The 22863-nt window shown below is 64.3% G+C and carries 17 protein-coding genes; 13 read left to right on the top strand and 4 right to left on the bottom strand.

The genetic code is table 11. From position 1 onward, the window contains the following. Window positions 1-177: 177 nt before the first annotated feature. The 7 genes from rpsT (at window position 178) to SO139_RS01450 (ending at window position 10426) form a co-directional block, all read left to right on the top strand. The gene (gene rpsT, locus SO139_RS01480) at window positions 178-444 is read left to right on the top strand and encodes a 30S ribosomal protein S20 (RefSeq protein ID WP_027527812.1); all 267 of its coding nucleotides are present in this window, start codon (window positions 178-180) and stop codon (window positions 442-444) included. 1309 nt (window positions 445-1753) lie between these two features. Beyond that, window positions 1754-3172 (top strand): chromosomal replication initiator protein DnaA, encoded by a 1419-nt coding sequence (gene dnaA / locus SO139_RS01475; protein WP_449377663.1) that lies wholly within the window; start codon window positions 1754-1756, stop codon window positions 3170-3172. 261 nt (window positions 3173-3433) lie between these two features. Beyond that, window positions 3434-4552 carry a DNA polymerase III subunit beta gene (gene dnaN / locus SO139_RS01470; RefSeq protein WP_498539580.1) on the top strand — a complete coding sequence of 373 codons (1119 nt, stop codon included), beginning with the start codon at window positions 3434-3436 and terminating at the stop codon, window positions 4550-4552. A gap of 165 nt (window positions 4553-4717) precedes the next feature. Then, entirely contained in the window at window positions 4718-5854 is a 1137-nt protein-coding gene (gene recF, locus SO139_RS01465) for a DNA replication/repair protein RecF (protein WP_449377665.1), read from the top strand. 124 nt (window positions 5855-5978) lie between these two features. Continuing rightward, on the top strand, window positions 5979-6734 hold the full coding sequence (locus SO139_RS01460) for a hypothetical protein (RefSeq protein WP_474800884.1): 756 nt from the start codon (window positions 5979-5981) through the stop codon (window positions 6732-6734). 285 nt (window positions 6735-7019) lie between these two features. Next, window positions 7020-9455 carry a DNA topoisomerase (ATP-hydrolyzing) subunit B gene (gene gyrB / locus SO139_RS01455; RefSeq protein WP_449377667.1) on the top strand — a complete coding sequence of 812 codons (2436 nt, stop codon included), beginning with the start codon at window positions 7020-7022 and terminating at the stop codon, window positions 9453-9455. Between the two features lie 41 nt (window positions 9456-9496). Then, window positions 9497-10426: a LysR family transcriptional regulator gene (locus SO139_RS01450; protein ID WP_449377668.1), complete on the top strand. Its 930-nt coding sequence runs from the start codon at window positions 9497-9499 to the stop codon at window positions 10424-10426. 103 nt (window positions 10427-10529) lie between these two features. Here the strand turns inward: SO139_RS01450 and SO139_RS01445 are convergent, their stop codons facing one another. Beyond that, window positions 10530-11501, bottom strand: a complete 972-nt coding sequence (locus SO139_RS01445; RefSeq protein ID WP_449377669.1) for an MBL fold metallo-hydrolase — start codon at window positions 11499-11501, stop codon at window positions 10530-10532. 244 nt (window positions 11502-11745) lie between these two features. On the opposite strand from SO139_RS01445, the gene murA reads away from it, so the two are divergent. The 3 genes from murA (at window position 11746) to SO139_RS01430 (ending at window position 15111) form a co-directional block, all read left to right on the top strand. After that, window positions 11746-13041 (top strand): UDP-N-acetylglucosamine 1-carboxyvinyltransferase, encoded by a 1296-nt coding sequence (murA, locus tag SO139_RS01440; RefSeq protein WP_449377670.1) that lies wholly within the window; start codon window positions 11746-11748, stop codon window positions 13039-13041. Window positions 13042-13237: 196 nt separating this feature from the next. Further along, entirely contained in the window at window positions 13238-14626 is a 1389-nt protein-coding gene (locus SO139_RS01435; protein WP_449377671.1) for an MATE family efflux transporter, read from the top strand. Then, window positions 14623-15111 (top strand): DUF2867 domain-containing protein, encoded by a 489-nt coding sequence (locus SO139_RS01430; protein ID WP_449377672.1) that lies wholly within the window; start codon window positions 14623-14625, stop codon window positions 15109-15111. The genes SO139_RS01435 and SO139_RS01430 overlap by 4 nt, the downstream gene beginning before the upstream one ends. On the opposite strand, the gene SO139_RS01425 is transcribed toward SO139_RS01430, so the two are convergent. Further along, a complete protein-coding gene (locus tag SO139_RS01425; RefSeq protein ID WP_449377673.1) occupies window positions 15112-16227 on the bottom strand; it encodes an FUSC family protein in 1116 nt (371 codons plus the stop codon). Window positions 16228-16350: 123 nt separating this feature from the next. Here SO139_RS01425 and SO139_RS01420 point away from each other — a divergent pair, with 123 nt between their 5' ends. Continuing rightward, window positions 16351-17718: an MmgE/PrpD family protein gene (locus SO139_RS01420; RefSeq protein ID WP_449377674.1), complete on the top strand. Its 1368-nt coding sequence runs from the start codon at window positions 16351-16353 to the stop codon at window positions 17716-17718. A gap of 219 nt (window positions 17719-17937) precedes the next feature. Here the strand turns inward: SO139_RS01420 and SO139_RS01415 are convergent, their stop codons facing one another. Both SO139_RS01415 and SO139_RS01410 read right to left on the bottom strand, forming a co-directional pair. Continuing rightward, on the bottom strand, window positions 17938-19365 hold the full coding sequence (locus SO139_RS01415; RefSeq protein WP_474800879.1) for a serine hydrolase domain-containing protein: 1428 nt from the start codon (window positions 19363-19365) through the stop codon (window positions 17938-17940). A 143-nt stretch (window positions 19366-19508) separates the two neighbouring features. After that, complete coding sequence (locus tag SO139_RS01410) at window positions 19509-20570, bottom strand: AraC family transcriptional regulator (RefSeq protein ID WP_449377676.1); 1062 nt, start codon at window positions 20568-20570, stop codon at window positions 19509-19511. Between the two features lie 270 nt (window positions 20571-20840). On the opposite strand from SO139_RS01410, the gene SO139_RS01405 reads away from it, so the two are divergent. Beyond that, on the top strand, window positions 20841-21758 hold the full coding sequence (locus SO139_RS01405; RefSeq protein ID WP_449377677.1) for a pirin family protein: 918 nt from the start codon (window positions 20841-20843) through the stop codon (window positions 21756-21758). Between the two features lie 64 nt (window positions 21759-21822). Continuing rightward, complete coding sequence (locus SO139_RS01400) at window positions 21823-22737, top strand: phosphoribosylaminoimidazolesuccinocarboxamide synthase (protein WP_498539579.1); 915 nt, start codon at window positions 21823-21825, stop codon at window positions 22735-22737. Window positions 22738-22863 lie beyond the last annotated feature (126 nt).

Below are 22863 nucleotides of genomic sequence, written 5' to 3'. Positions count from 1 at the left end.
TTCTTTGAGCCATGCGAGACAGCCGTACAAGGCAATAGCCGCAAGGCTGGCGCGCGGGTTCTAAAGAACAGCCTTAGCAACCGAACACCCTAAAACCGAGCGTCGATTTCGCGGTTCAAGCAGCCGGCGCTAATCCGAGCAAGAAGCGACCGGTCACCGCAGAGGATTTTTGAGACAATGGCCAACACCACTTCCGCCAAGAAAGCGACGCGCAAGATTGCCCGTCGTACCGCCGTCAACAAGTCGCGTCGGACGCAGATGCGCGGCGCAGTCCGCACCGTCGAAGAGGCGATCAAGTCCGGCGATCGCGCCGCTGCGCTGAAGGCGTTGGCGAATGCCGAGCCCGCCCTGATGCGCGCCGCGCAGCGCAACATCATTCACAAGAACAACGCGAGCCGCAAAGTGTCGCGGCTGACGCATCAGATCGCCAAGCTCGGCAAGTGATCTGACCGAACATCGCGTAAGCAGACGAAGGCCCAGCATGCGCCGGGCTTTTTCTTTTTGTCGTGTACCCGACAGAGATCAGAGCGCCTCAGCCGAAGCCTCTGAAGCAGAGCTCCGCGATCCGAGCCGTTTGATCCGAGCTCTGCGATGGGGGCTCGCTGACAGATAAGAACTCTTGATCGCAGCTCCTGAAAAAATTCTTCGCCGCGCTATTTTACCTCCCGTAGTCTTACTGCTGGCGATTCTGTCACACTGGAAACTTTCATCGCAATTGCGAAAAGCCTGTGTGGCGCAGCAGGACGAATTCCTGCCTCGCCATTATTTGCACACAGTAGTTCCCAGGCGAGCTGTGCAACGGCGGGGTTACCCTGCAAAACGAGACTCGAAAAACGATGTCTCGATAATCACTTATCCACATAGTGACGGGAAGCATTTGGAAAATTGGCTCACACGGCACTCGCGTGACGCTTTTGTAAATTTTTTTTGCGCGCCGTCGGAGAATTGTCACATGACGCGCATTGCCTTCGATTCTGCACGGCGATTCAAAAACTTGGTTCTCGGCCCTGTGAACAACTCTGCGCACGCGTTAACGCAGATCAGGATTTAAGCTCCTCAACTGTGAATCAATTCCGTTGCGAGTCTCTGCGCATCGTGTATTTCTTAAAGCCGTCCGCAGCGCCCACGATCTTGAGACCAGCGCGGTTTTAGAAACGGGGTGAGCGTGCAAATCGGCGGCGGTGTGCACGTGGGCGACGCTTTACCAAGCGATTGTCGGTTTCAAACCCATAGCAATATGGGAACGATAGTGCTTTGTCCAAATGTCTCCAAGCGGGGCATTCGTGTCTCGTTCGCGTTTAGACGCAACGGAGAGACAGCGACGAACCACCCGACAAGCGCGAAGGCGGCGCCATCCGGACGAGCTAGGAAAGACGGGCGGACCTCGCGTTGGGAATGTGGAGTTCCTACGCGAAGTTCATAGGCGACACGCAGGACCTTGCCGTGAGCAATCACGGCAGGACGGGGAGGCACCATGTCGAACGAACGCAACGCGGTATTGAATCACATCTCTTCTTCCAACGATGCCGTTTCGAGTTCGTCCTCCGACCAGCCTCCGGCGTGCCCTTGCGCGCTGAGTACGCGCTGACCTCGCGAACCCTCCATTCTTGACATCATTGGTCTGTTCAACGGCATTCGCGCCGAACGGCTGACCTGTGCCTTCAAGATGGCCTCGCTTGAGGTCGTGCCGTGGCAGGAAACCTGCAACGGCACTCGCAACGCAACCTTATCTCCAAAGAAAAGTTTTCAAACAATGACATCGGAACAGGATCGCTGGTCACGCGTGAAGGGGCGGCTACGCTCGAGTGTTGGCGAGGACGTCTACACCAGCTGGTTTGCACGCATGGATCTCGAAGGGGTCCAGGAGGAGAGCGTGCGGCTGTCAGTGCCTACGCGCTTCCTGAAGAGCTGGATCCAGGCGCATTATGCCGAGCGCGTGCTCTCCTGCTGGCAGGCCGAGATGCCGGAAGTGCATCGTATCGACCTCACCGTGCGCACCGCTGTGCGCCCGACCGTCGCGCTCAAGGAAGCGCCGGCGCCGATTGAGGCCAAGCGCATGGATGGCCGCCCCTCGGCCGAGCTGCGCGCGACTGCGACCGCGCCGGTCTCCGCCAACCATGACGCGCTCGGCGGCTCGCCGCTCGACCCGCGCCTGACCTTTGCAAGCTTCGTCGTCGGCCGCGCCAACACGCTGGCGCATGCGGCGGCACGCCAGGTCGCGGAGGGACGCCGCGGCGATCCCGTGATGTTCAATCCGCTCTACATCCATGCCGGCGTTGGCCTCGGCAAGACGCATCTCTTGCAGGCGGTGACCTGGGCCGGCAATTCCGGCAGCGAGCGCAAGGTGCTCTATCTCACCGCGGAAAAATTCATGTACGGCTTCGTCGCCGCGCTGAAGACGCAAACGGCACTCGCCTTCAAGGAGGCGCTGCGCGGCATCGACGTCCTGGTCATCGACGACCTCCAGTTCCTCCAGGGCAAGTCGACGCAGGCCGAGTTCTGCCACACGCTGAATGCGCTGATCGATGCCGGCCGCCAGGTCGTGATCGCGGCCGACCGCCCGCCGTCCGATCTCGAGAGCCTTGACGATCGCGTCCGCTCGCGGCTGGCCGGCGGCCTCGTCGTGGAGATGGGATCGCTCGGAGAAGATTTGCGGCTTGGCATTCTCAAGTCGCGCGTTGCAGCGGCCCGCGCCCATCACGCCAGCTTCGACGTGCCTGAGGAGGTGCTGAACTATCTGGCGCGCACCATCACCCATAACGGCAGGGATCTCGAAGGTTCGATCAATCGGCTGCTTGCTCACTCGAAACTGAACAACCAGCCGGTGACGCTGGAAATGGCCGAGCGCGAGGTGCGCGACCTGATCCGGCCGCAGGAGCCCAAGCGCATCAAGATCGAGGACATCCAGCGCGTGGTGGCACGACAATATAATGTCAGCCGCTCCGATCTCTTGTCCTCGCGCCGCACCGCCAACGTGGTCCGGCCGCGGCAGGTCGCGATGTACCTCGCCAAGACGCTGACCCTGCGCTCGCTGCCGGAGATCGGCCGCCGTTTTGGCGGGCGCGACCACACCACGGTGCTGCACGCGGTGCGCAAGATCGAGGCACTCGTCAGCAAGGACGCGGCGCTGTCCGAAGAGGTCGAGTCCTTGAAGCGCCAGCTTCAGGAATAAACCCCTAAGGCCATTCCCACCTGCGATCGTCCCGGCTTCGCCGCCGGGGCGATGGGCAAGATCGGGATGTAAATCGTGGGGAACAGCTCCCCAATCCCTTGAATCGGATGGCTTTACGCGCCACCTTGCGCGACCCTGACGGCTTTGATCATATCGGCTGGATGATCCGGCTTTGTCGGGTTTCTTCCGTGCCGCGGCGCCGCTTTCGGCCGCCCGGCTTTTCCAACGATGTGTTCTCTTGGGGATCGGGCGGGTAGTGCAATGAAGGTTACGGTCGAACGCGCGCAACTCCTGAAATCGCTGGGCCACGTCCACCGCGTGGTCGAGCGACGCAACACGATCCCGATCCTCGGCAACGTGCTGGTGCGCGTAGAGGGCGCGAAATTGTCGCTGAAGGCGACCGACCTCGATCTCGAGGTGACGGAGACGCTCGCCGCGGAAACCGCGACCGCCGGTTCCACGACCGTGCCAGCGCATATGTTCTACGACATCGTGCGCAAGCTGCCAGACGGCTCGCAGATCGTGCTGGAAGGCGACGGCGACCGCTCAGTGCTGGCGATCCGCGCCGGCCGCTCGCGTTTCACGCTGCAGACGCTGCCGGAGAATGATTTTCCCGATCTCGCGGCTGGCGACATGTCGCATTCCTTCAATCTCGCCGCCAAGGACGTGAAGCGGCTGATCGACCGCACCCAGTTCGCGATCTCGACCGAGGAGACGCGCTACTATCTCAACGGCATCTATCTGCATGCCGCGGGCTCTGCCAAAGCGGCGACCCTGCGCGGCGTCGCCACCGACGGCCATCGCCTCGCCCAGATCGACCTGGTGCAGCCCAACGGCGCCGCCGGCATGCCCGGCGTGATCGTGCCGCGCAAGACCGTCGGCGAGGTGCAGCGCCTGATCGAGGATAGCGAAGCCGAAGTGACGATCGAGCTGTCGCAGGCCAAGATCCGCTTCACCATCGGCAATGTGGTGCTGACCTCCAAGCTGATCGACGGCACCTTCCCCGACTACGGCCGCGTCATCCCACAGAATAACGACAAAGAACTGGTCGTGGACAAGAAGGATTTTGAGGCCGCGGTCGACCGTGTCTCCACCATCTCCAGCGAGCGCGGCCGCGCGGTGAAGCTGTCGCTGTCCGCTGGCAAGCTCGTGCTGTCGGTGACCAATCCGGATTCCGGCAGCGCCACCGAAGAGCTCGAGGTCGAATACGCCTCTGATGCACTCGATATCGGCTTCAACTCGCGTTATCTGCTCGACATCGCCGCCCAGATCGAGGGCGAGGTCGCAACCCTCAAGCTCGCCGACCCCGGCTCCCCGACCCTCGTCCAGGACCGCGACGACAAGAGCGCACTGTACGTGCTGATGCCGATGCGGGTGTGAGGCCTGCTCCTCTCGCCATGGCCGGGCTTGACCCGGCCATCCATCAAGTAAGATGACCTATTGGGTGTACATCCTCGCCCGTAAACCCGGTGGAACGCTGTGATGAAATTGTCCGCTGATGCGGACGATGGATTGCCGGGTCAAGCCCGGCAATGACGAGTTGATATGACCCCCTCCCGCATTCATCGCCTGACGCTGACGCAGTTTCGCAACTACCGCGCGGCGGGGCTCGAGACGGCGGCTGACATGGTGGCGCTGGTCGGGCCCAATGGTGCGGGCAAGACCAATTGCATCGAGGCGATCTCGTTTCTGTCGCCGGGCCGCGGCCTGCGGCGGGCGACGCTGGAGGACGTTGCCGACAATCAGGGCGATGGCTCCTGGGCCGTGTCGGCGCAGGTCGAGGGCGCGCTGGGCCTTGCCACGCTCGGCACCGGTATCGATGCGCCGCGCGCCGACAGCGCAGTGAGCCGACGTTGCCGCGTCGACCGCGAGCCGGTCAACTCGGCGAGCGCCTTCGGCGACCACATCCGCATGGTATGGCTGACGCCGGCAATGGACGGCCTGTTCATGGGCGCAGCCTCCGAGCGACGGCGCTTCTTCGACCGCCTGGTGCTCGCCATCGACAGCGAGCATTCAGGGCGCATCTCCGCGCTCGAGCGTTCGCTGCGCTCACGCAACCGGCTGCTCGAAGTGCGCAACTATGACGACCACTGGTGCGACGCCATCGAGCGCGAGACCGCCGAGCTTGCGGTCGCGGTCGCAGCGACGCGCGGCCAGACCGCTGCAAAACTCACCGAGATGCTCAACACGCGCGCGCAATCTTCCGCCTTCCCGTCGGCGCAGATCGCGCTCGACGGCTGGATGGAGAACGCGCTGCTCAGCGAGACCGCCACCGCCGTCGAGGACCGCTACCGCCAGATCCTGCGCGACAACCGCCCGCGCGATGCGATCGCCGGCCGCACCACCGATGGGCCGCACATCACCGACCTCCAGGTGATCTACGCGCCAAAAAGCATGCCGGCGCGCGATGCCTCGACCGGCGAGCAGAAGGCGCTGCTGATCGGACTCGTGCTGGCGCATGCAACGCTGGTTGCCGAGATGACCGGCATCGTGCCGCTCTTGCTGCTCGACGAGGTCGTCGCGCATCTCGACCCCAACCGCCGCGCCGCCTTGTTTGCCGAGCTGCAAAAGCTCGGCGCGCAGGTGTGGTTGACCGGCGCCGACCCTGCCGCCTTTGCCGAGATCGGCGCCAGCGGCGAAGTGTTCGACGTCGAAAACGGGCGCATTTCGGCACGCCGATAGGGCGTCACTGTTGAACCTGACGGGCTCCCCTGGCGACTAGTCTCTTGAGGCCGCGCCGGCCGTGTCGCAGTCGTTGCTATCGCGCGAGGCCCCGAGCGGCGCGCGACATCCTTGGAGAGTAAGCATGACGACGACGTTCAAGCGCGGGACGAGAGTTCCGGCACGATGGCGGCTGGTCGCGTGCGGTCTCTTCCTTATCGCAAGCTGCCCGCTTCCGGCACAGGCCGAGGGCTGGGTCTCGCACCTGTCGCGGCTGTACGTGGCGCGGCTGTGGCCGGGGCCGCTCAAGCTCGATCCCGATGTCGATATGCCTGTGCCGACCCGCATCAGCCACAGAGAGTTCACCTCCAACTATGCCAACGGCGTCAAGTCCCCGATCCGGCGCACGCTCAAAGCCAGCATACCCGCCGAGTTCGGCGACGTGCTCGCGTTCTACCGCACCGAGCTGGCAAAGCGCGGCTGGCAGGAAGTGGCAGATGGCGCTGCGGTTGCGGCCGAGCAGGCGGAGCTCTCGTTCGCATCTTCGGAGGGGCCGGCCACCCTGAAGCTTGGCCGTGCGAAGGACGAGACCACAGTCGACCTGGTGCAGCGGAATCCGGAGGCCGCGGCCAAGGCCAGGTTCCTGCCGATGCCCGGACAAGCGCGCCTGATATTCGGCTATCTTGTACCGGACGTGGCTTTGCTCGCGATCAACGATCAAACCATCAAGATCGCAGGCGGCGTGAACCACCCACAAACGCTGGATCTGCCACCCGGCACCTATTCCTACGAGCTGCTCGTGTCGGGCCACCCAGTCGGCACCAATACCATCACTGTGGCCTCAGGCGAGGCTTGGTCCCTCGGGGGAGATAACGGCGATAAGCCCTCCCGGATTTACTGAACCCCAAAGCCTTCCCCGGGGCGCCCACGGCGCCTCGGAACCGGCGCCGTCACACCGGGGAAATGCGGTCATTCTCGACGCGAGAAAGCACCCCCGAATCGGGCTTTTTGCAACGCCCAGAATCCGTCTTCGAACGTCTTGAAAACTGCCTGAAAATCCCTATCTGATCAAAGGGTTGCGGGAGGATACTTTGCGCTAGGCGCAATCCTCCTTTCATGGCACAAATAGCTCTCAAATCAGCGCCTTTTGCGCCGCTGATTCGGGCGACACCCTCGAAGGCCTCTCATGACAGAACCTGCTCGGCAGCCGCGTGCCGAAAACGAGCCCTCCAACGCGAGCGATTACGGCGCGGAATCGATCCGCGTGCTCAAGGGTCTCGATGCCGTACGCAAGCGTCCAGGCATGTATATCGGCGACACTGACGACGGCTCGGGCCTGCATCACATGGTCTACGAGGTCGTCGACAACGCGATCGACGAAGCGCTCGCGGGCCACGCCACGCGCGTCGACGTCGTGCTCAATGCGGACAATTCCGTCACCGTGCGCGACGACGGGCGCGGCATTCCTGTCGACATCCACAAGGGCGAAGGCATCTCGGCGGCCGAGGTCATCATGACCCAGCTCCACGCCGGTGGAAAGTTCGACCAGAACTCCTACAAGGTCTCCGGTGGTCTGCACGGCGTCGGCGTGTCCGTCGTCAACGCGCTGTCGAGCAAACTCGGCCTGCGCATCTGGCGCGACGACAAGGAACACTACATCGAGTTCGCCCATGGCGATGCCGTCGCACCGCTGAAAGTCGTCGGCGACGCGCCGGGCAAGCGCGGCACCGAGGTGACGTTCCTCGCCTCGACCGAAACCTTCAAGAACGTCGAATATGATTTCGCAACGCTCGAGCATCGCCTGCGCGAGCTCGCCTTCCTCAATTCCGGCGTCAACATCATCCTCTCCGACATGCGTCATGCGGTCGAGAAGCGCGAGGAGATGCATTATTCCGGCGGCGTCGAGGAGTTCGTCAAATATCTCGACCGCAACAAGAAGGCACTCGTGCCCTCTCCGATCATGGTGCGCTCGGAGGCCAACGGCATCGGTGTCGAGGCCGCCTTGTGGTGGAACGACAGCTACCACGAGAACGTGCTGTGCTTCACCAACAACATCCCGCAGCGTGACGGCGGCACCCATCTCGCCGGTTTCCGCGGCGCGCTGACGCGCCAGGTCAACGGCTACGCCGAGGCCAACGCCAAAAAGGAAAAGATCGCCCTCACCGGCGATGACTGCCGCGAAGGTTTGACGGCCGTGCTGTCGGTGAAGGTGCCCGACCCGAAATTTTCGTCGCAGACCAAGGACAAGCTGGTGTCCTCGGAAGTGCGTCCCGTGGTCGAGAACGTGCTCAACGAGGCGCTTGCGGCGTGGTTCGAGGAACACCCCAGCGAAGCCAAGATGATCGTCGGCAAGGTGATCCAGGCCGCGGCCGCCCGCGAGGCCGCGCGCAAGGCGCGCGAGCTGACGCGCAAGAGCCCGCTCTCGGTCTCCTCGCTGCCCGGCAAGCTTGCCGACTGCCAGGAGAAGGATCCGGCGAAGTCCGAGCTGTTCATCGTCGAGGGTGACTCGGCAGGCGGCAGCGCCAAGCAGGGCCGCAACCGCGAGTTTCAGGCGGTGCTGCCGTTGCGCGGCAAGATCCTCAACGTGGAACGCGTGCGCCCCGACAAGATGCTGTCGTCCGAGCAGATCGGCACGCTGATCACCGCGCTCGGCACCGGCATCAGCGACGATTTCTCGGTCGAGAAGCTGCGCTATCACAAGATCATCGTCATGACGGACGCCGACGTCGACGGCGCCCACATCCGCACGCTGCTGCTGACCTTCTTCTACCGGCAGATGCGCGACATCATCGACGGCGGCTATCTCTACATCGCCCAGCCCCCGCTCTATAAGGTCAGCCGCGGCAAGTCCGAGCAGTATCTGAAGGACGAGCGCGCGCTGGAGGACTATCTGATCGACGCCGGGCTCGATGATTGCGTGTTCAGCTCCGGAAACGGTGGCGATCGCACTGGCCGCGACTTGCGCGCGCTGGTCGACGACGCCCGCGTCGTCCGCAGCATCCTGCGTAACTTGCACAGCCGCTATAACCGCAAGGTCGTCGAGCAGGCCGCGATCACCGGCGTGCTGAACAAGGCGATCTACGGCGATCCCGAGAAGGCTGCCGCGGCCGCGCAATACATCGCCGGGCGCCTCGACAGCCAGGCCGAGGAGGTCGAACGCGGCTGGATCGGCCACTACGTGGAGGGCCAAGGCTTCCAGTTCGAGCGCACGGTGCGCGGCGTCAAGGAAGCCGCCATCATCGACGATGCCTTCCTCGGCTCGGCCGAAGCCCGCAAGCTCGACGAGTACACGCTGAAGCTCCAGGATGTCTACGGCCGCTCCGGCAAGCTTCGGCGCAAGGACACCGAGCAACTGGTCCACGGCCCCGTCGATCTGTTCGAGGCCGTCACTGAAGCTGGCCGCAAGGGCATCACGCTCCAGCGCTACAAAGGTCTGGGCGAGATGAACCCGGAGCAGCTCTGGGAAACCACGCTCGACACCGAGGTGCGTTCGCTGCTCCAGGTGAAGGTCAAGGAGGTCGACGAGGCCGACGATATCTTCACCAAGCTGATGGGCGACGTGGTCGAGCCGCGCCGCGACTTCATCCAGGAACATTCCCTCAGCGCCACGATCGATATCTAGCGGCCCTTCCGGCTGCCGGAGCTTCTTGAGGTAGAGGACGCATGCACCTCGACCCCTTACAACGGCTCGATGCCGACCTGCTGCTGACGCTTGACGCGCTGCTGAGCGAATCGAACGTCACCCGCGCCGCGCAGCGCCTCGGCGTGCGACAGTCCGCCATGTCCGCGCGGCTCGCGCGCTTGCGCGAGATCTTCGACGACCGGTTGTTCGTGGCTTCGCCAGACGGACGCGGCGTGCTTGCCACGCCTCGCGCGCTGGCGCTTCAGCCCGCGCTGACCAGAGTGATCGAGCTCATGGAGGGCATGCTTGGCCCAGCGGCGGATTTCGATCCGGCGACGGCGCGCCGGACCTTCACGCTCGCGCTTCACGAGATCCCCGCGATGATGCTCGCGCCCGATCTCGTTCCGCGGATTGCGACGGCGGCGCCGTCAGCCAGGCTCGTGCTCGTCGCGCCGCCGGAGCCGCAAACCCTCGCCGATCGGCTCGAGGGCGGCGAAGTGGACATCTGCATCGGCAACCGAGCGACGGCGCAGAGCGCCTGGCAGGCGCGCACGCTTTTCGAGGACCGTTTCCTGACCGCGCAGCGAAAGGGCCATCCACGCGGTTGCGCTCCACTCGACCTCGAGGCCTTCTGCGACGCCGAACATCTGCTGGTCTCGGCCGACGGGGGCGGATTCTTCGGTCACGTCGATGCCGCTCTGGCGACACTCGGCCGCGAGCGGCGCGTGGCATTGTCGATCCAAAACTACGCACTGGCGCCTACGATCGTCGGCGCCAGCGATTATCTGTGCACGTTGCCGAGCCGCTTCCTAAGTCGGTTCGAGAATACGCTCGACTTCTTCGAGCCACCACTAGAACTCGGCGCTGCGGAGCTGGCGGCCTATTGGCACCCCCGGTTTCAAGACGACCCGGCGCATCGCTGGCTGCGCGAGCAGCTCTTCGCTGCAGCGAGCTCTACCGGGCGTCGCTAGATCATGATCCGGAAAAGTGTGCAGCGGTTTGCCGAAGAGGCCATGCCCAATCAACAAACCAAAGCGCGATGACAATTCTTCCTAGATTCATCGCGCTTCGGATTTAGTCCACCTGCCGGTTGCCGTACTCGATGGGGACCCATTGATAGCCCTTGTCCGCCCGGCGGACATGGCCGATGCCGGGGAACGGCAGGTGCGGAGCCGCAATGAGCTCGCGCTCGCTGGCAAATTGAGCGAAAGCCTGCTCGCGCGTCGCTTCGGCAGCCTTCGGATTGACGTCGTAGACGATGGTAATGCTCGGGTCAGGAAACTGCACCGAGGCGACGTGGATGATGTCCCCGATGAAGGTCATCCGCTCGCCCTGGCTAACCAGGGTGTAAAACGCGCTGCCTGGCGTATGACCGGGGTGGAGCGTTGCCGTGATCCCTGGGACGACTTCCGTGGTGCTCGAGAAAGCAGCGACCTTGCCGGCATCCACATAGGGCTTTAGCGTCTTGATCGCTTCGTCGAAGTATTTGCGGTCATAGCCCGACTCAACGGAGTTTGCCGGGTTGAGGAAAAAGTCGATATCGGGCTTCCCGAGATGGACCGTCGCGCTCGGGAATACGATTCTCCCGCCTTCCACGAGGCCGCCGCTGTGGTCCGTATGGACGTGTGTGATCAGGATGTCGGTGATCTGTTCCGGCCGGTAGCCTGCCGCCGCCAGACTGGCGCGAAGCTTGCCGCCATTCCCCGGACCAAAGAGCTCGCCGGAGCCGGTGTCGACGAGCACGAGACGATCCGGCAACGCGATCAGGAAAGCGTTGATCGAAGCCTCGATCGGATTGTGCAGGAAGCTCGCATCAAGAAGCTTGTCCGTCTTTGCACGAGTCGTGCTGGTCAGCAGGGCATGCAGATCCTGCGGCACCGTGCCGTCGGACAGGACAGTAACGGTGACCGCTCCGACGTGGACACGATAGAAATCGGCACCCTGCGCGGCGACATGTGGCGTTGGGCCCGTCACCTGGGCAAACGTCGGTGAGGTTCCGTAGAGGGATAGAAGGGTAACGGCGATAGCCAGATGAAACTTGCGCATGGATGTCTCCCGAGGTTGTTCGAGCGACGATCTAGGTGCACGTCTTCATCGCGCGCAGGCCGCTGGGATCGATCGGTGGCATCGACGCCGTTGATGGCCTTCGGTCAGTCGGCCTGTTGCGACCGGTGACGGCGGGACGGGCCTGAACCGCGGCAAGTGCAGAATTGATACTGCGCTCAATTCTCTGTATTTTCCGCCCCCGAAGCGGCCCCGCCCAACCGAACTCAGGAAAGCGAGAATCTCAGTGGCGCCCATCCAATATATCGTCGAGGGCGGTCACCGGCTCTCGGGCTCGATCGAGCCGTCCGGCAACAAGAACTCGGCGCTGCCGATCATCGCGGCTGCCCTGCTCACCGAACATCCGGTGACGCTTCAGAACGTGCCGCGCATCCGCGACACCGAGACGCTGGTCGAGCTGATCCGCTCGGTCGGTGCATCGGCCGAATGGCGCGAGCGCAACACGCTCGTCATTCATGCCAAGAGCATCCGCGCGGCCGATCTCGATCCTGAGCTCTGCGTCCGCATCCGCGCCTCGATCCTGCTCGCGGGGCCCCTCCTCGCTCGCTGCGGCGAGGTGATGCTGCCGCCGCCCGGCGGCGACGTCATCGGCCGGCGCAGGCTCGATACGCATGTGCTGGCGCTGGAGCAGTTGGGCGCCAAGGTCACCGCGACCGACCGGCTGGAATTCCGCGCGCCAAAGCTGACCGGCGCCGACGTGTTCCTGGACGAGCCGAGCGTCACCGCGACCGAGAACGCACTCGTTGCGGCCGTCGCTGCCGACGGCGTCACCTATTTGCGCAACGCGGCCTCCGAACCGCATGTGCAGGACCTCGCCAATTTCCTGGTCGCACTCGGTGCGAAGATCGAGGGCATCGGCACCAACACCATGATCGTGCATGGGCAGGCCACGCTTGGCTCGGCAACTTACGCGATCCAACCCGACCATATCGAAGTCGGCTCGCTGATCGGACTTGCCGCCGTGACGCGCTCGCCTTTGCGCATCGTCCGCGCCGGCGTCGAGCATCTGCGCTCGATCCGCATGGGTTTTGAGCGGCTCGGCATCGTCTGCCGGGTCGAGGGCGACGACCTGATTGTGCCCTCCAACCAGACGCTGAAGATCCAGGACGATTTCGGCGGCCACGTGCCCAAGCTGGAGGACCAGCCCTGGCCGGCCTTTCCGGCCGATTTGATGTCGATCGCGATCGTCACCGCCACGCAATGCGAGGGCGTGATCCTGATGTTCGAGAAGATGTTCGAATCCCGGATGTTCTTCGTCGACAAGCTGATCGCGATGGGCGCGCGCATCGTGCTGTGCGACCCGCACCGCGCCATCATCGCGGGGCCCAGCCGCCTGCGCGGCGCCTCGATGATCTCGCCCGACATCCGCGCCGGCATGGCCATGCTGCTTGCGGCGGTCTGCGCCGAAGGCACCTCGACGATCAATAACGCCGACCAGATCGAGCGTGGCTATGAGCGCATCGACGAACGGCTGAACGCACTCGGCGCCAAGATCAAGCGCGTGCCGGAACGGAAGAGCTGAGGCGCCTCCTCGCTTAAACCCTGTCGTGCCCCGGACGCAGCGCAGTACCAAAAGCGCGCTACGGTGATGCGCTGCTGAGCCGGGGCCCATGTTGCGAGGCCCGTGCCCGTGGCTTCTGGGTCCCGGCTCGCGCTTTGCGGTCCGGGACACGAGAGGAGGCCATGTTTTCGACGTGGGGCTGTGTTATCGGCCGGCCATGCTCGAAACCGTCCGCCGCCCATCGCAGCAGCTCGCCGCGCAAAACCACCTCGCCGATGAATTCGGCGAGACGTTGCGGCTGGCAGTGCCGATGATGCTGACGCAGCTCGGGCAGATCGCGATGATCACCAGCGATCTCGCACTGATCGGGCGGCTCGGCGAGGACGCCGTCGCAGCTGCGGCACTTGCGCACACCGTCTATTTCGTCAGCTTCACCTTCGGGCTCGGCTTGATGGCGGCCGTATCGCCACTGGCAGCCCAGGCGTTCGGCGCCGGCGACGTCAGACGCATCCGCCGCTCCTTGCGCGTGGGCTTGTGGGTTGCGTTCCTCATCTCGCTGCCGATGATGGCTTCGCCGCTTTATGGCGAGCACATACTGATCGCGCTCGGACAGGCGCCACCTTCGGCCGTGCTCGCGCAGCGCTATCTGAACGGTCTGGCCTGGGGCATTGCGCCGGCGCTCGGCTTCATCGCGCTGCGAAGCATGATGAGCGCGGTGAACCGGCCACAGGCACCGCTATGGATCACGCTGGCGGCGATCCCCGCGAATTTCGCGCTGGTCTATTGCCTGATCCATGGCCTGTTCGGCTTGCCGAAGCTCGGCCTGTTCGGCGCGGGGCTTGCGACCACGCTCGTCAATCTCGGCACCTTTCTCGCAGCACTCGCCATTGCGGCGTGGCGCAAGCCGTTCGCCGACTATCATCCGCTCGCGCATCTCTGGCGGATCGACTGGCCCTTGATGCGCCAGCTGATCGTGATCGGCGCGCCGATTTCGTTCTCGCTGTTGCTGGAATACGGCCTGTTCTCCTCGGCGGCGCTGTTGATGGGCCTGATCTCGACCACCGCATTGGCCGCGCACCAGATCGCGCTTCAGGTCACGGCTGTGCTGTTCATGGTCCCGCTCGGCATCGGCATGGCTGCGACGGTGCGGGTCGGCCACGCCTTCGGCCGCGACGACCCGGCGGGCGTCCGACGCGCGGGTCTCGTCGCAGCCCTGCTCGGGATTACGTTCGTCGCGGTGCTGACGGTTGCGATCATCCTCGGCCGCTATGAGCTCGGACGGCTGTTCTTCGGAAGCAGCGAGGCGAGCGCACCGACTGTCAATCTGACCGCGACGCTTCTTCTGGTCGGCGCGACCTTCTTCATCGCCGATGCGTTGCAGACCATCATGGGCGGCGCGCTGCGCGGCATCAATGACACCCAGATGACATTGGTGTTCGCGGCAATAGGCTATTGGTGCGTCGGCTTCCCGATCGCCTGGGTTCTCGCCTTCCACGCCGGCCTCGGCGCGGTCGGCGTCTGGATCGGATTGTCGATCGGATCGTTCGTCTATGCCGGCCTCTTGATCTTGCGCTTTCGGATGCTGACGCGCAAAATCCCGGGATGACAAGTCCCGTTCGCGAAATCACCCCGAACGTCGATACCGGCACGGTGCTGTCAGGCGCGCAGTTCATCGACGCCTTTCGCGTCGACATTGGCACCGCGGCAGTCAACGCCCGTGAGGCCTGCACACGGATGGTCTTGAACGGACCACGCTGGGTCGATGCGCTGGTGCGCCTGCGTAATATTCTGGTGACGCCGTTCGGGCTGAAAAAATCGGGCGAAGGCGCACCTGCGCCCGGCGGCTTGATCGGCCTGTTTCCAGTGTTGAGCGAGACGCCCGAGCGGCTGGTCGCCGGCTTCGACGATTCTCACCTCGATTTTCGCATTGTCGTCGACGTGGCCGGGGATGCAGCGAGCCGCCAGGTCACCGTGACCACTCTGGTGAAGACAAACAATTTCCTCGGCCGGACCTACCTCATGCTCATCACACCGTTCCACAAGCTCGTGGCCCGCGGCATGATGGGAAGGATCGAGGAGCCGGTCCGCTAATTATTCCGCCGCTTTCACCGGCCCATCGGCCACAGCTTCGGACCACTCGCCGATGACGCGATCGAGGTCGCAGAGATTCTGGTGCATCTGCTCCAGCGAGAAGCCGAGGGCGAAGAAGCGCTCCGCGGTGTCGCCGGGATGTCCGCGGATCACGCCGTCCTGACGGACGGCGGCAACCGCCTCGGCATAGTGCTGGAGCGCGACGTGCACGGGGTGGATCGGCGGCGCGCCGGCACCCTCGCGCATGGCGTCGGCCGCCGACTTCAGGAAGCGCACGATCGCCGCGCTGACCTCTGTCAGGGGTGCCGCGAGCCTGACCTGCACCTCGACGGGCAGTGGCACCACGGTCGCGCGGCCGATCATCACGACGTCGTGGCGCAGCCGCAAGATCGTGCGCAGCAACGGGCCGGTATCCGGTCCGCTGGACAATCGCGCGGAACGCTCGCGCTCGGCTTCGGCACCAATGGTATTCATGCCGACCATTGCGGCGCCGATCCCGTCCTGAATCCGATGCAACGCATCGTTGTCGCGGCCGCGCGTCAGACCCGCGAGCAGTTCGGTAAAGGCCTCCGCAATCAGCTCGAGCAGCTTGGCAGCGCTCGCGCGAATCTGCCGTACCGCGCGCGACGGCAGCACCAGGAACGAGACGAGCAGCCCCGTCACGGCGCCGACCGAAACCTCGCTGACGCGATCGATCGCCGAGGCCATGGGATCGGCATGATGCATGGTCGGAAGCACAAGCACGATTACGGCCGTCACCGTTGCAGAGCTCAGATTCGGATAGATCGACGCGATATAGGCAAGTGGCGCCACGGCCAGCACCAGCAAACACAGCAGGCCCAGTTCGCCGGAATAGGGGATCAGGATTGCGATGGCGCCGCCGTAGACGGCGCCGCCGATCGTGCCCAGCATGTAGTCGCGCGTCGCCTTGAGCGAGCGCCCTACGCTCATCTGAGTCACGATGATGGACGTCAGCACAGCCCAGAGTGGCAACAACAGGTGTAGCGCGGTGGCGAGTGCATAGGCGGCGGTGGCGGCCACCGTGACCCGGACCGCCAGCCCCAACTGGGTCTTTCGCAACCAGAGCCGGTCGAACAGCTGTCTTACGCCTACCATCGTCAAACGTCCCGGTCCCATCCTCGTCAACCGACCAAAAGCATAGCTGATACCCGTGGCCGCGAGGCGGCTTGAAAGGGGAAATCCGCCCGCCTACCCTGCCGGCCAAAACGAGGAAACACGATGGCCCACGAAACCGCAACGCTCGCGGCCTATGTCGCCAAGCTAAAATATGAGGATATTCCAGCGGAGGTACTTGAGCGCGCAAAGGTGCTGACGCTCGATTTCCTCGGCAGCGCCATTCGCGCACGGCGCGAGGCGGAATCGACGCCGTCGCTGCTGAAGATGCTGGAAGCGCTGGCGCTCGACGGCAAGGGCGAATCCACCGTGTTCGGCGATACCAAAACCTGGACGCCGGCGGTCGCCGCACTCCTCAACGGTGCCCTCGGCCACTCCCTCGATTTCGACGACACGCATGCCGATTCCTCGCTGCATCCGAGCGCGCCGGTGGTGCCGGCCGCGTTCGCGGTCGGCGAGATGGTCGGCGCCTCCGGACGCGACGTGCTGACCGCGATCGTTGCGGGCTATGAGGTCTGCTGCCGGCTCGGCAACGCGCTCGATCCGACTTCGCACTACGCCCGCGGCTTTCATCCGACCGCGACCGCAGGCACCTATGGCGCGGCGGCCGCAGCCGGCAAGCTGTTCGGCCTCTCCGAGACGCAGATCATCTCAGCCTTCGGCGTCTCCGGCAGCCAGGCCGCGGGCTCGCTGCAGTTTCTGCTCAGCGGCGCCTGGAACAAGCGCTATCAGGTCGGCGCCGCCGCGATGAACGGCGTGATCGCCGCCACGCTGGCGCGCAACGATTTCGTGGGTTCGACGGAATCGGTCGAGGGCAAGCACGGCCTGCTCGTCGGCTACACCGACGACGCGCATCCGGACAAGGCCGTCGCCGAACTCGGCAAGAGCTACGAGACCATGAAGATCGGCGTCAAACCCTATCCGAGCTGCCGCTATACCCACGCCGCAATCGACGCGCTGATCGCGATGCGGCGCGAGCACAATCTGACGCCCGAGCAGGTCAAGCGTGTCGAGATCGGCCTGCACCGCAACGGCATCACGCTGACCGGCGATGCCCCGACCAAGCGGCACCCGCGCTCGATCGTCGGGGGCCAGTTCTCGATGTTCTTCACCGGCGCGCTTGCGCTCGACCAGGGCAGCTTCGGCTGGGACGATTACAAACGACTTGGCGATGCCGCGATCGACGCGCTCGCCGACAAGTTCGAGGTGGTGCAGGATTCGCGGCTGGAAGGCCGCGTCCATCCGTTCGGCGCGCGCGTCAGCATCACCACCGACGACGGTGTGCACGAGCGACTGCACGCCGACCCATCCGGCGAACCGACCTCATTCCCTGACGCGCAGGCAATGCAACAGAAATTCTTGACGCTGGCACGCCCGGTGCTGAATGCACGCGCTGAACAATTCGCGGATGCGATCCTATCGCTGGAGCGGTTCGATCGCGTGGCGAAGGCAACGCAGCTGGGGAGGCAGTGAGTTAGCGCCGCGCTGACACACCCTCTCCCCTTGCGGGAGAGGGTGGATTCGATGCGAAGCATCGAAGCCGGGTGAGGGGTCTCTCTCCGCGCGTGAACCTTTCACAATTGAGTTCGCGGAGAGAACCGCTCATCCGGCGCCATTCTCTTAAGAACGGCCGACGAAAGCGGCCTGTGCCACCTTCTCCCGCAAGGGAGAAGGGAAGAGGAGTTCGCCAGCTCAGTTCCCACCCGCCATCTTCGCCTTGTCATGCGTCGCCGCAACCACGTCGCTTACAAGCTGAAACACCCCGTCCACCTCCGGCGGCCAGTTCGGCGAGCGGCCGAGGCGCACGATCACCAGGCGCTCGGACGGGATCACGATCGCATATTGCCCGATCGTGCCCTTGGCGAAGAAGGCATCGCACGGCCAACCGTGCTCGATGCGGTAGTTCGCGCCAAAACTGTCGCCACGATTGGTCCAGAAGCCGGCGCCGATGCCGACCCAGCCGTTCGGCGTGGCCGTCGCGGAATAGTTCACCCAGCTCTCGGGCAGGATACGCTTGCCGCCAACGACGCCGTCGTCAAGATAGAGCTGGCCGAAGCGCGCCCAGTCGCGTGCCGACGCCAGCATTTCGCCGGAGCCCTCGATCGTGCCGGCGCCGTCGAGCTGAATCATGACGTTGACCATGCCGAGCGGCGCGAACAGTTCGCGGCGCGCGAAGCGAAGCGCATCTGCGGGCTTACCGCCGGCGGCATTGCGAATCAGCTGCGCGAGGATGAGGAAGTTGCCGTCGTGATAGTTCCAGGCCGTGCCCGGCGCGGTCGCAAGCGGCGCGCGCTCGGCAAAGGCGGCCATGTCGTTTTCCGCATACTTCATCGTGTTGACCGGCTCGAGCACAGAGCCGAGCGACGCCTGCAACGAGCTTCCGAGCGCGAGCCCGGCGGTGTGGCGCAGCAATTGGTCGACGGTGATGGCATGGCGCGGATCGTCCGGACTCTGCCAGGCGGCGATCGGCGCGGGCCCGTCGAGCTTGAGTTTACCCTGGCGCACCAGAATGCCTGTCAGCGCCGAGGTCACCGACTTGGTCATGGAGAAGCCGAGCAGCGGCGTCTCCGGTCCGATGCCATCGGCATAGCGCTCGGCGATAATGCGGCCGGCTTTCATGACAACGATCGCACGGGTGCGCCGATAAGGCGCTTGCGCTGGCTCGGCGAAGGCACGGTCGAGCGCGGTTGACAGTCCTTCGCTTTGCGGCGCCACCAGTCCCGGGCCGGCGATCTCCGGCAGCAAGGCAGGCTGCTTGTCATCCGGCGACAACGCGACGTCGGTGATCCCCTGGCCGTGCTCGAGCGTGCAGCCGAGCCCCTCGCGATAGACGGCATGGCTGCGGCCGATGCCGAACAGAGACACGGTCACGTCCTTGCGCGCACGATCGACCTGAAAATCCATCGCCCAGGTGAGCGGGCCCGCGCCCGGCATCGCATCCGTGGTCTCGGCGAGATTGCGGCTGGGATCGAGGCCGGAGACGAACGTCTCCGAACAGAGCGTGTGGGCGATGAAGCCAGTCGCAACCTTGGGCACGTCACGGGCCCTCGCCGCGGCGAGCGCGAGGCCTGTACAGGCAATGGCGGTGGTGAGGAGGACGATCTTGCGGCGGCGGGTCACGGGCTTTCTCCGGCTTTGGGGCGAATACCGGAGAAGGACCAGAGCGGGCCGATGGCAGCTCGCCGGATTTGGAAAATGACCAGGTTGAAACTGATCGGACCTGGCCGATTCTAGAGTTATCCTGTGATTTCAAAGGCATAAAACTAAGCCACATCGGCCTTGAGGCGCCGATATTCCGTCGGTGTCACGCCCGTGACCGCCTTGAAGGCGCGGTTGAACGGGCCGAGGGACTGGAAGCCGGCATCCATCGCGATGGTGATGACGGGCACTTCGGCCTGCGAGGGATCGGCCAGCGCGGCCTTGGCTTCCTCGATCCGGTGGTTGTTCAGGAACACATTGAAGTTGCGGTAGCCAAGCCGCTGGTTGATCAGCCGGCGCAACCGGTATTCCGGAATCTTGAGCCGGCCCGCCAGCGCGCCGATGGTGATGTTCTCTTGGCGGTAGATCCGCTCGTCTGCCATCAGCCGCATCAGGGCGTCGATCAGCTTCTGGTCGGCGGCGTCTTCGCTAGCTTGCGGGCGGAAAATGACCGCCGGTGCGGCCTCGGCGACAACCGGAAACAGATCGGCGGCATCGACCCGCATCATGGCGTAGGCGATGGCCGCGACGATGCAGGCGAGCACGCCGGCATTGATCGTATCGGCGGCATCGCCGACGCGATAACCCGCGACGGAGATCTGAAGCAGCGCATTCACCCCGCCATAGAGCGCGCCGGCACAGACGAGGAAGACGCGAACGCGGCGGCGGCGCTCGACCAGGTCGGCCGGCCACGAGGCGATCGTCTGCCCAATCGCAAGCGCGATGAAGCCGAGCACGATCAGGTTGACCACCGTCACCGAAAACCGTACGTGGCCGCCAGGCGCAATCCAGACGCAGCCTGCGAAGCTGAACGCCGTCACCAGCGCCCAGACCCATCCGTGCCACCAGCTTAAGCGAAACTCGTCGTCGAACAGCGCGCGCGTGAACAGCCAGAACACGACGATGTTACCGGTCGATAGCGCAACTAGCGGCGCATGCGATGCCGGGATCCGAGACGTGACACCAACCGAATAGCTCACCGCATGCGCGGCCAAGCCCAGTGCGAGAGCAGCACCGAGCCGCCCCGCCAGCACGTTGCGGAAATCGGCGACCAATGACGCAGCCAGCACCAGCAGCAGCGCGACGCTGGCGGAGCGGAAGGCGAGCTCGAGAGCGGCTGTTGTCATCGAATGCTGCGGTCGATCACGGTTGAGATCGGCCGAACATCGTTCGTTACACCGGCTTTTTCAAGGACCATCCGCATCCCCCACGCACACTGTCATCGCCCGGCTTGCAGCCTCCGCTGAAGCTTCGGCGAGCCGAGTTTGCGAGCCTCGTCGGAGCCTTGGCGGAGACCGGACCTGGCGATGACAGTGGAGTTTGTGGCCGGCCTTTGTCGCGACGGCGCTGCAAATTCCTGCTAGGCTCGCGCCCAAGAAAGCCAAAAGGAGTCCACCATGAGCTGGATGCCCGACAACGATCCCGTGCTCGGCGATCCCAAAACATGCGATGCGCTCGATCTCGTCATCGTGCCGCGCACCCGTGATCTCGGCGATGGATTTGAAGTCCGCCGCGCGCTGCCGCATGGCAAGCGGCAGATGGTCGGGCCCTTCATCTTCTTCGATCATTTCGGACCGGTGCAATTCGTCTCCGGGAAGGGCATGGACGTGCGGCCGCATCCGCATATCGGCCTTGCCACCGTCACCTATCTGTTCGACGGCGCGATCATGCACCGCGACAGCGAAGGCAACATCCAGGAGATCCAGCCCGGCGCGATGAATCTGATGACCGCAGGCCGCGGCATCGCGCATTCCGAGCGCACGCCCGATACGCAGCGCGCCTCGGGTCAGAAGATGCTGGGGTTGCAAAGCTGGATCGCACTGCCGGCGGCATCGGAAGAGATCGCCCCGTCATTCCAGCACTACGCCGCGGGCGATCTGCCGATGATCTCCGAGCGCGATTTCACCGCGCGGGTGATCGCCGGCTCCGCGTTCGGCATCACATCGCCGGTCACGATGGTCTCGCCCTGGTTCTATACCGAGGTCACGGCGGTGGCGGGCGCGCGCGTGCCGCTCGATCCCGATCACGAGGAACGCGCGATCTATGTCGTCGACGGCGAGGTCGAGATCGCCAACGAACGGTATGAGGGGCCGCGCCTGCTGATCTTCCGGCCCGGCGATCGCATCACCGTGAAGGCCGTAAGGCCGACGCGGATGATGTTTCTCGGCGGCGATGCACTCGAGGGGCCACGCCACATCTGGTGGAATTTCGTGTCCTCCAGCAAGGAGCGGATCGAGCAGGCCAAGCAGGACTGGAAAACCGGTCGCTTCGCGGCGGTTCCGCAGGAACACGAATTCATTCCGCTGCCGGAATAGGCTATCCCGATCCTGGGCCGCGCTGTCGCGCGGCCCTAAGATCTCCTGCCTGAAGGCCCTGCCGATGACCACGATGCTGACCAGTGAACTGCCGCTCCCCAAGATCGGGCGTGGCAAGGTACGCGATATCTACGCCGTTGATGACGATCGCCTGCTGCTCGTCACCACCGACCGTATCAGCGCCTTCGACGTCGTGATGGGCGAGACCATCCCGATGAAGGGCGCGGTGCTCACGCAAATCAGCGCCTTCTGGTTCAGAGAGCTTGAGGGCGTGGTGCCGCATCACGTCATCAGCGCCAACACCGACGAGATCATCGCAGCCGTGCCAGCGCTGAAAGCGCACGGCGCCGACATCCTCGGCCGCGCGATGCTGTGCAAGCGCACCACCGTGTTTCCGATCGAATGCGTGATCCGCGGCTACATCTCCGGCTCCGCCTGGAAGGAATACGCGGCGTCCGGCACGCTCGCCGGCGAGAAGCTGCCGGCAGGCCTCGTCGAGAGTGAAAAACTCAATCCTGCGATCTTCAGCCCGGCGACCAAGGCCGAGACCGGCCATGACGAGAACATCACGATCGCGCGGATGCGCGAGATCGTCGGCGACGAGGTCGCCCATACGCTGGAGAGCATGACGCGCGCGATCTACACGCTCGGTGAGGAGCTCGCGCGTGAGCAGGGCATCATCATCGCCGACACCAAGTTCGAGTTCGGCCGCGACAAGGACGGCCGCATCATCCTGATCGACGAGGTGATGACGCCGGACAGCTCGCGCTTCTGGGCGGTCGACGCCTACAGGCCAGGCCAGCCGCAGGCCAGCTTCGACAAGCAGCCCTTGCGCGACTACCTGGATGTCGAACGCCGCGCCGGCCGCTGGAACGGCGACGCCCCGCCCCCGCCGCTCCCGGCAAGCGTGGTCGAGGCGACGAGCAAGAGATATCTGGAAGCGTATCGGCGGATGACGGGAAAAGAGCTGAAGATCTAGCGCGGTCGCAAGTCATCGGGCGAGGACGCCCCTCCGACGTTGACCGCCATTCACATTCACTGTCGTCCTGGACAAGCGAGCAGAGCGAGCGCTGATCCAGGACCCATTACCACAGGACAGGGTTTG

Source organism: Bradyrhizobium sp. UFLA05-89, assembly GCF_059803475.1.
The sequence above is the reverse complement of the archived record's forward strand: the minus strand, read 5'-3'. Positions and strand labels throughout refer to the sequence as shown.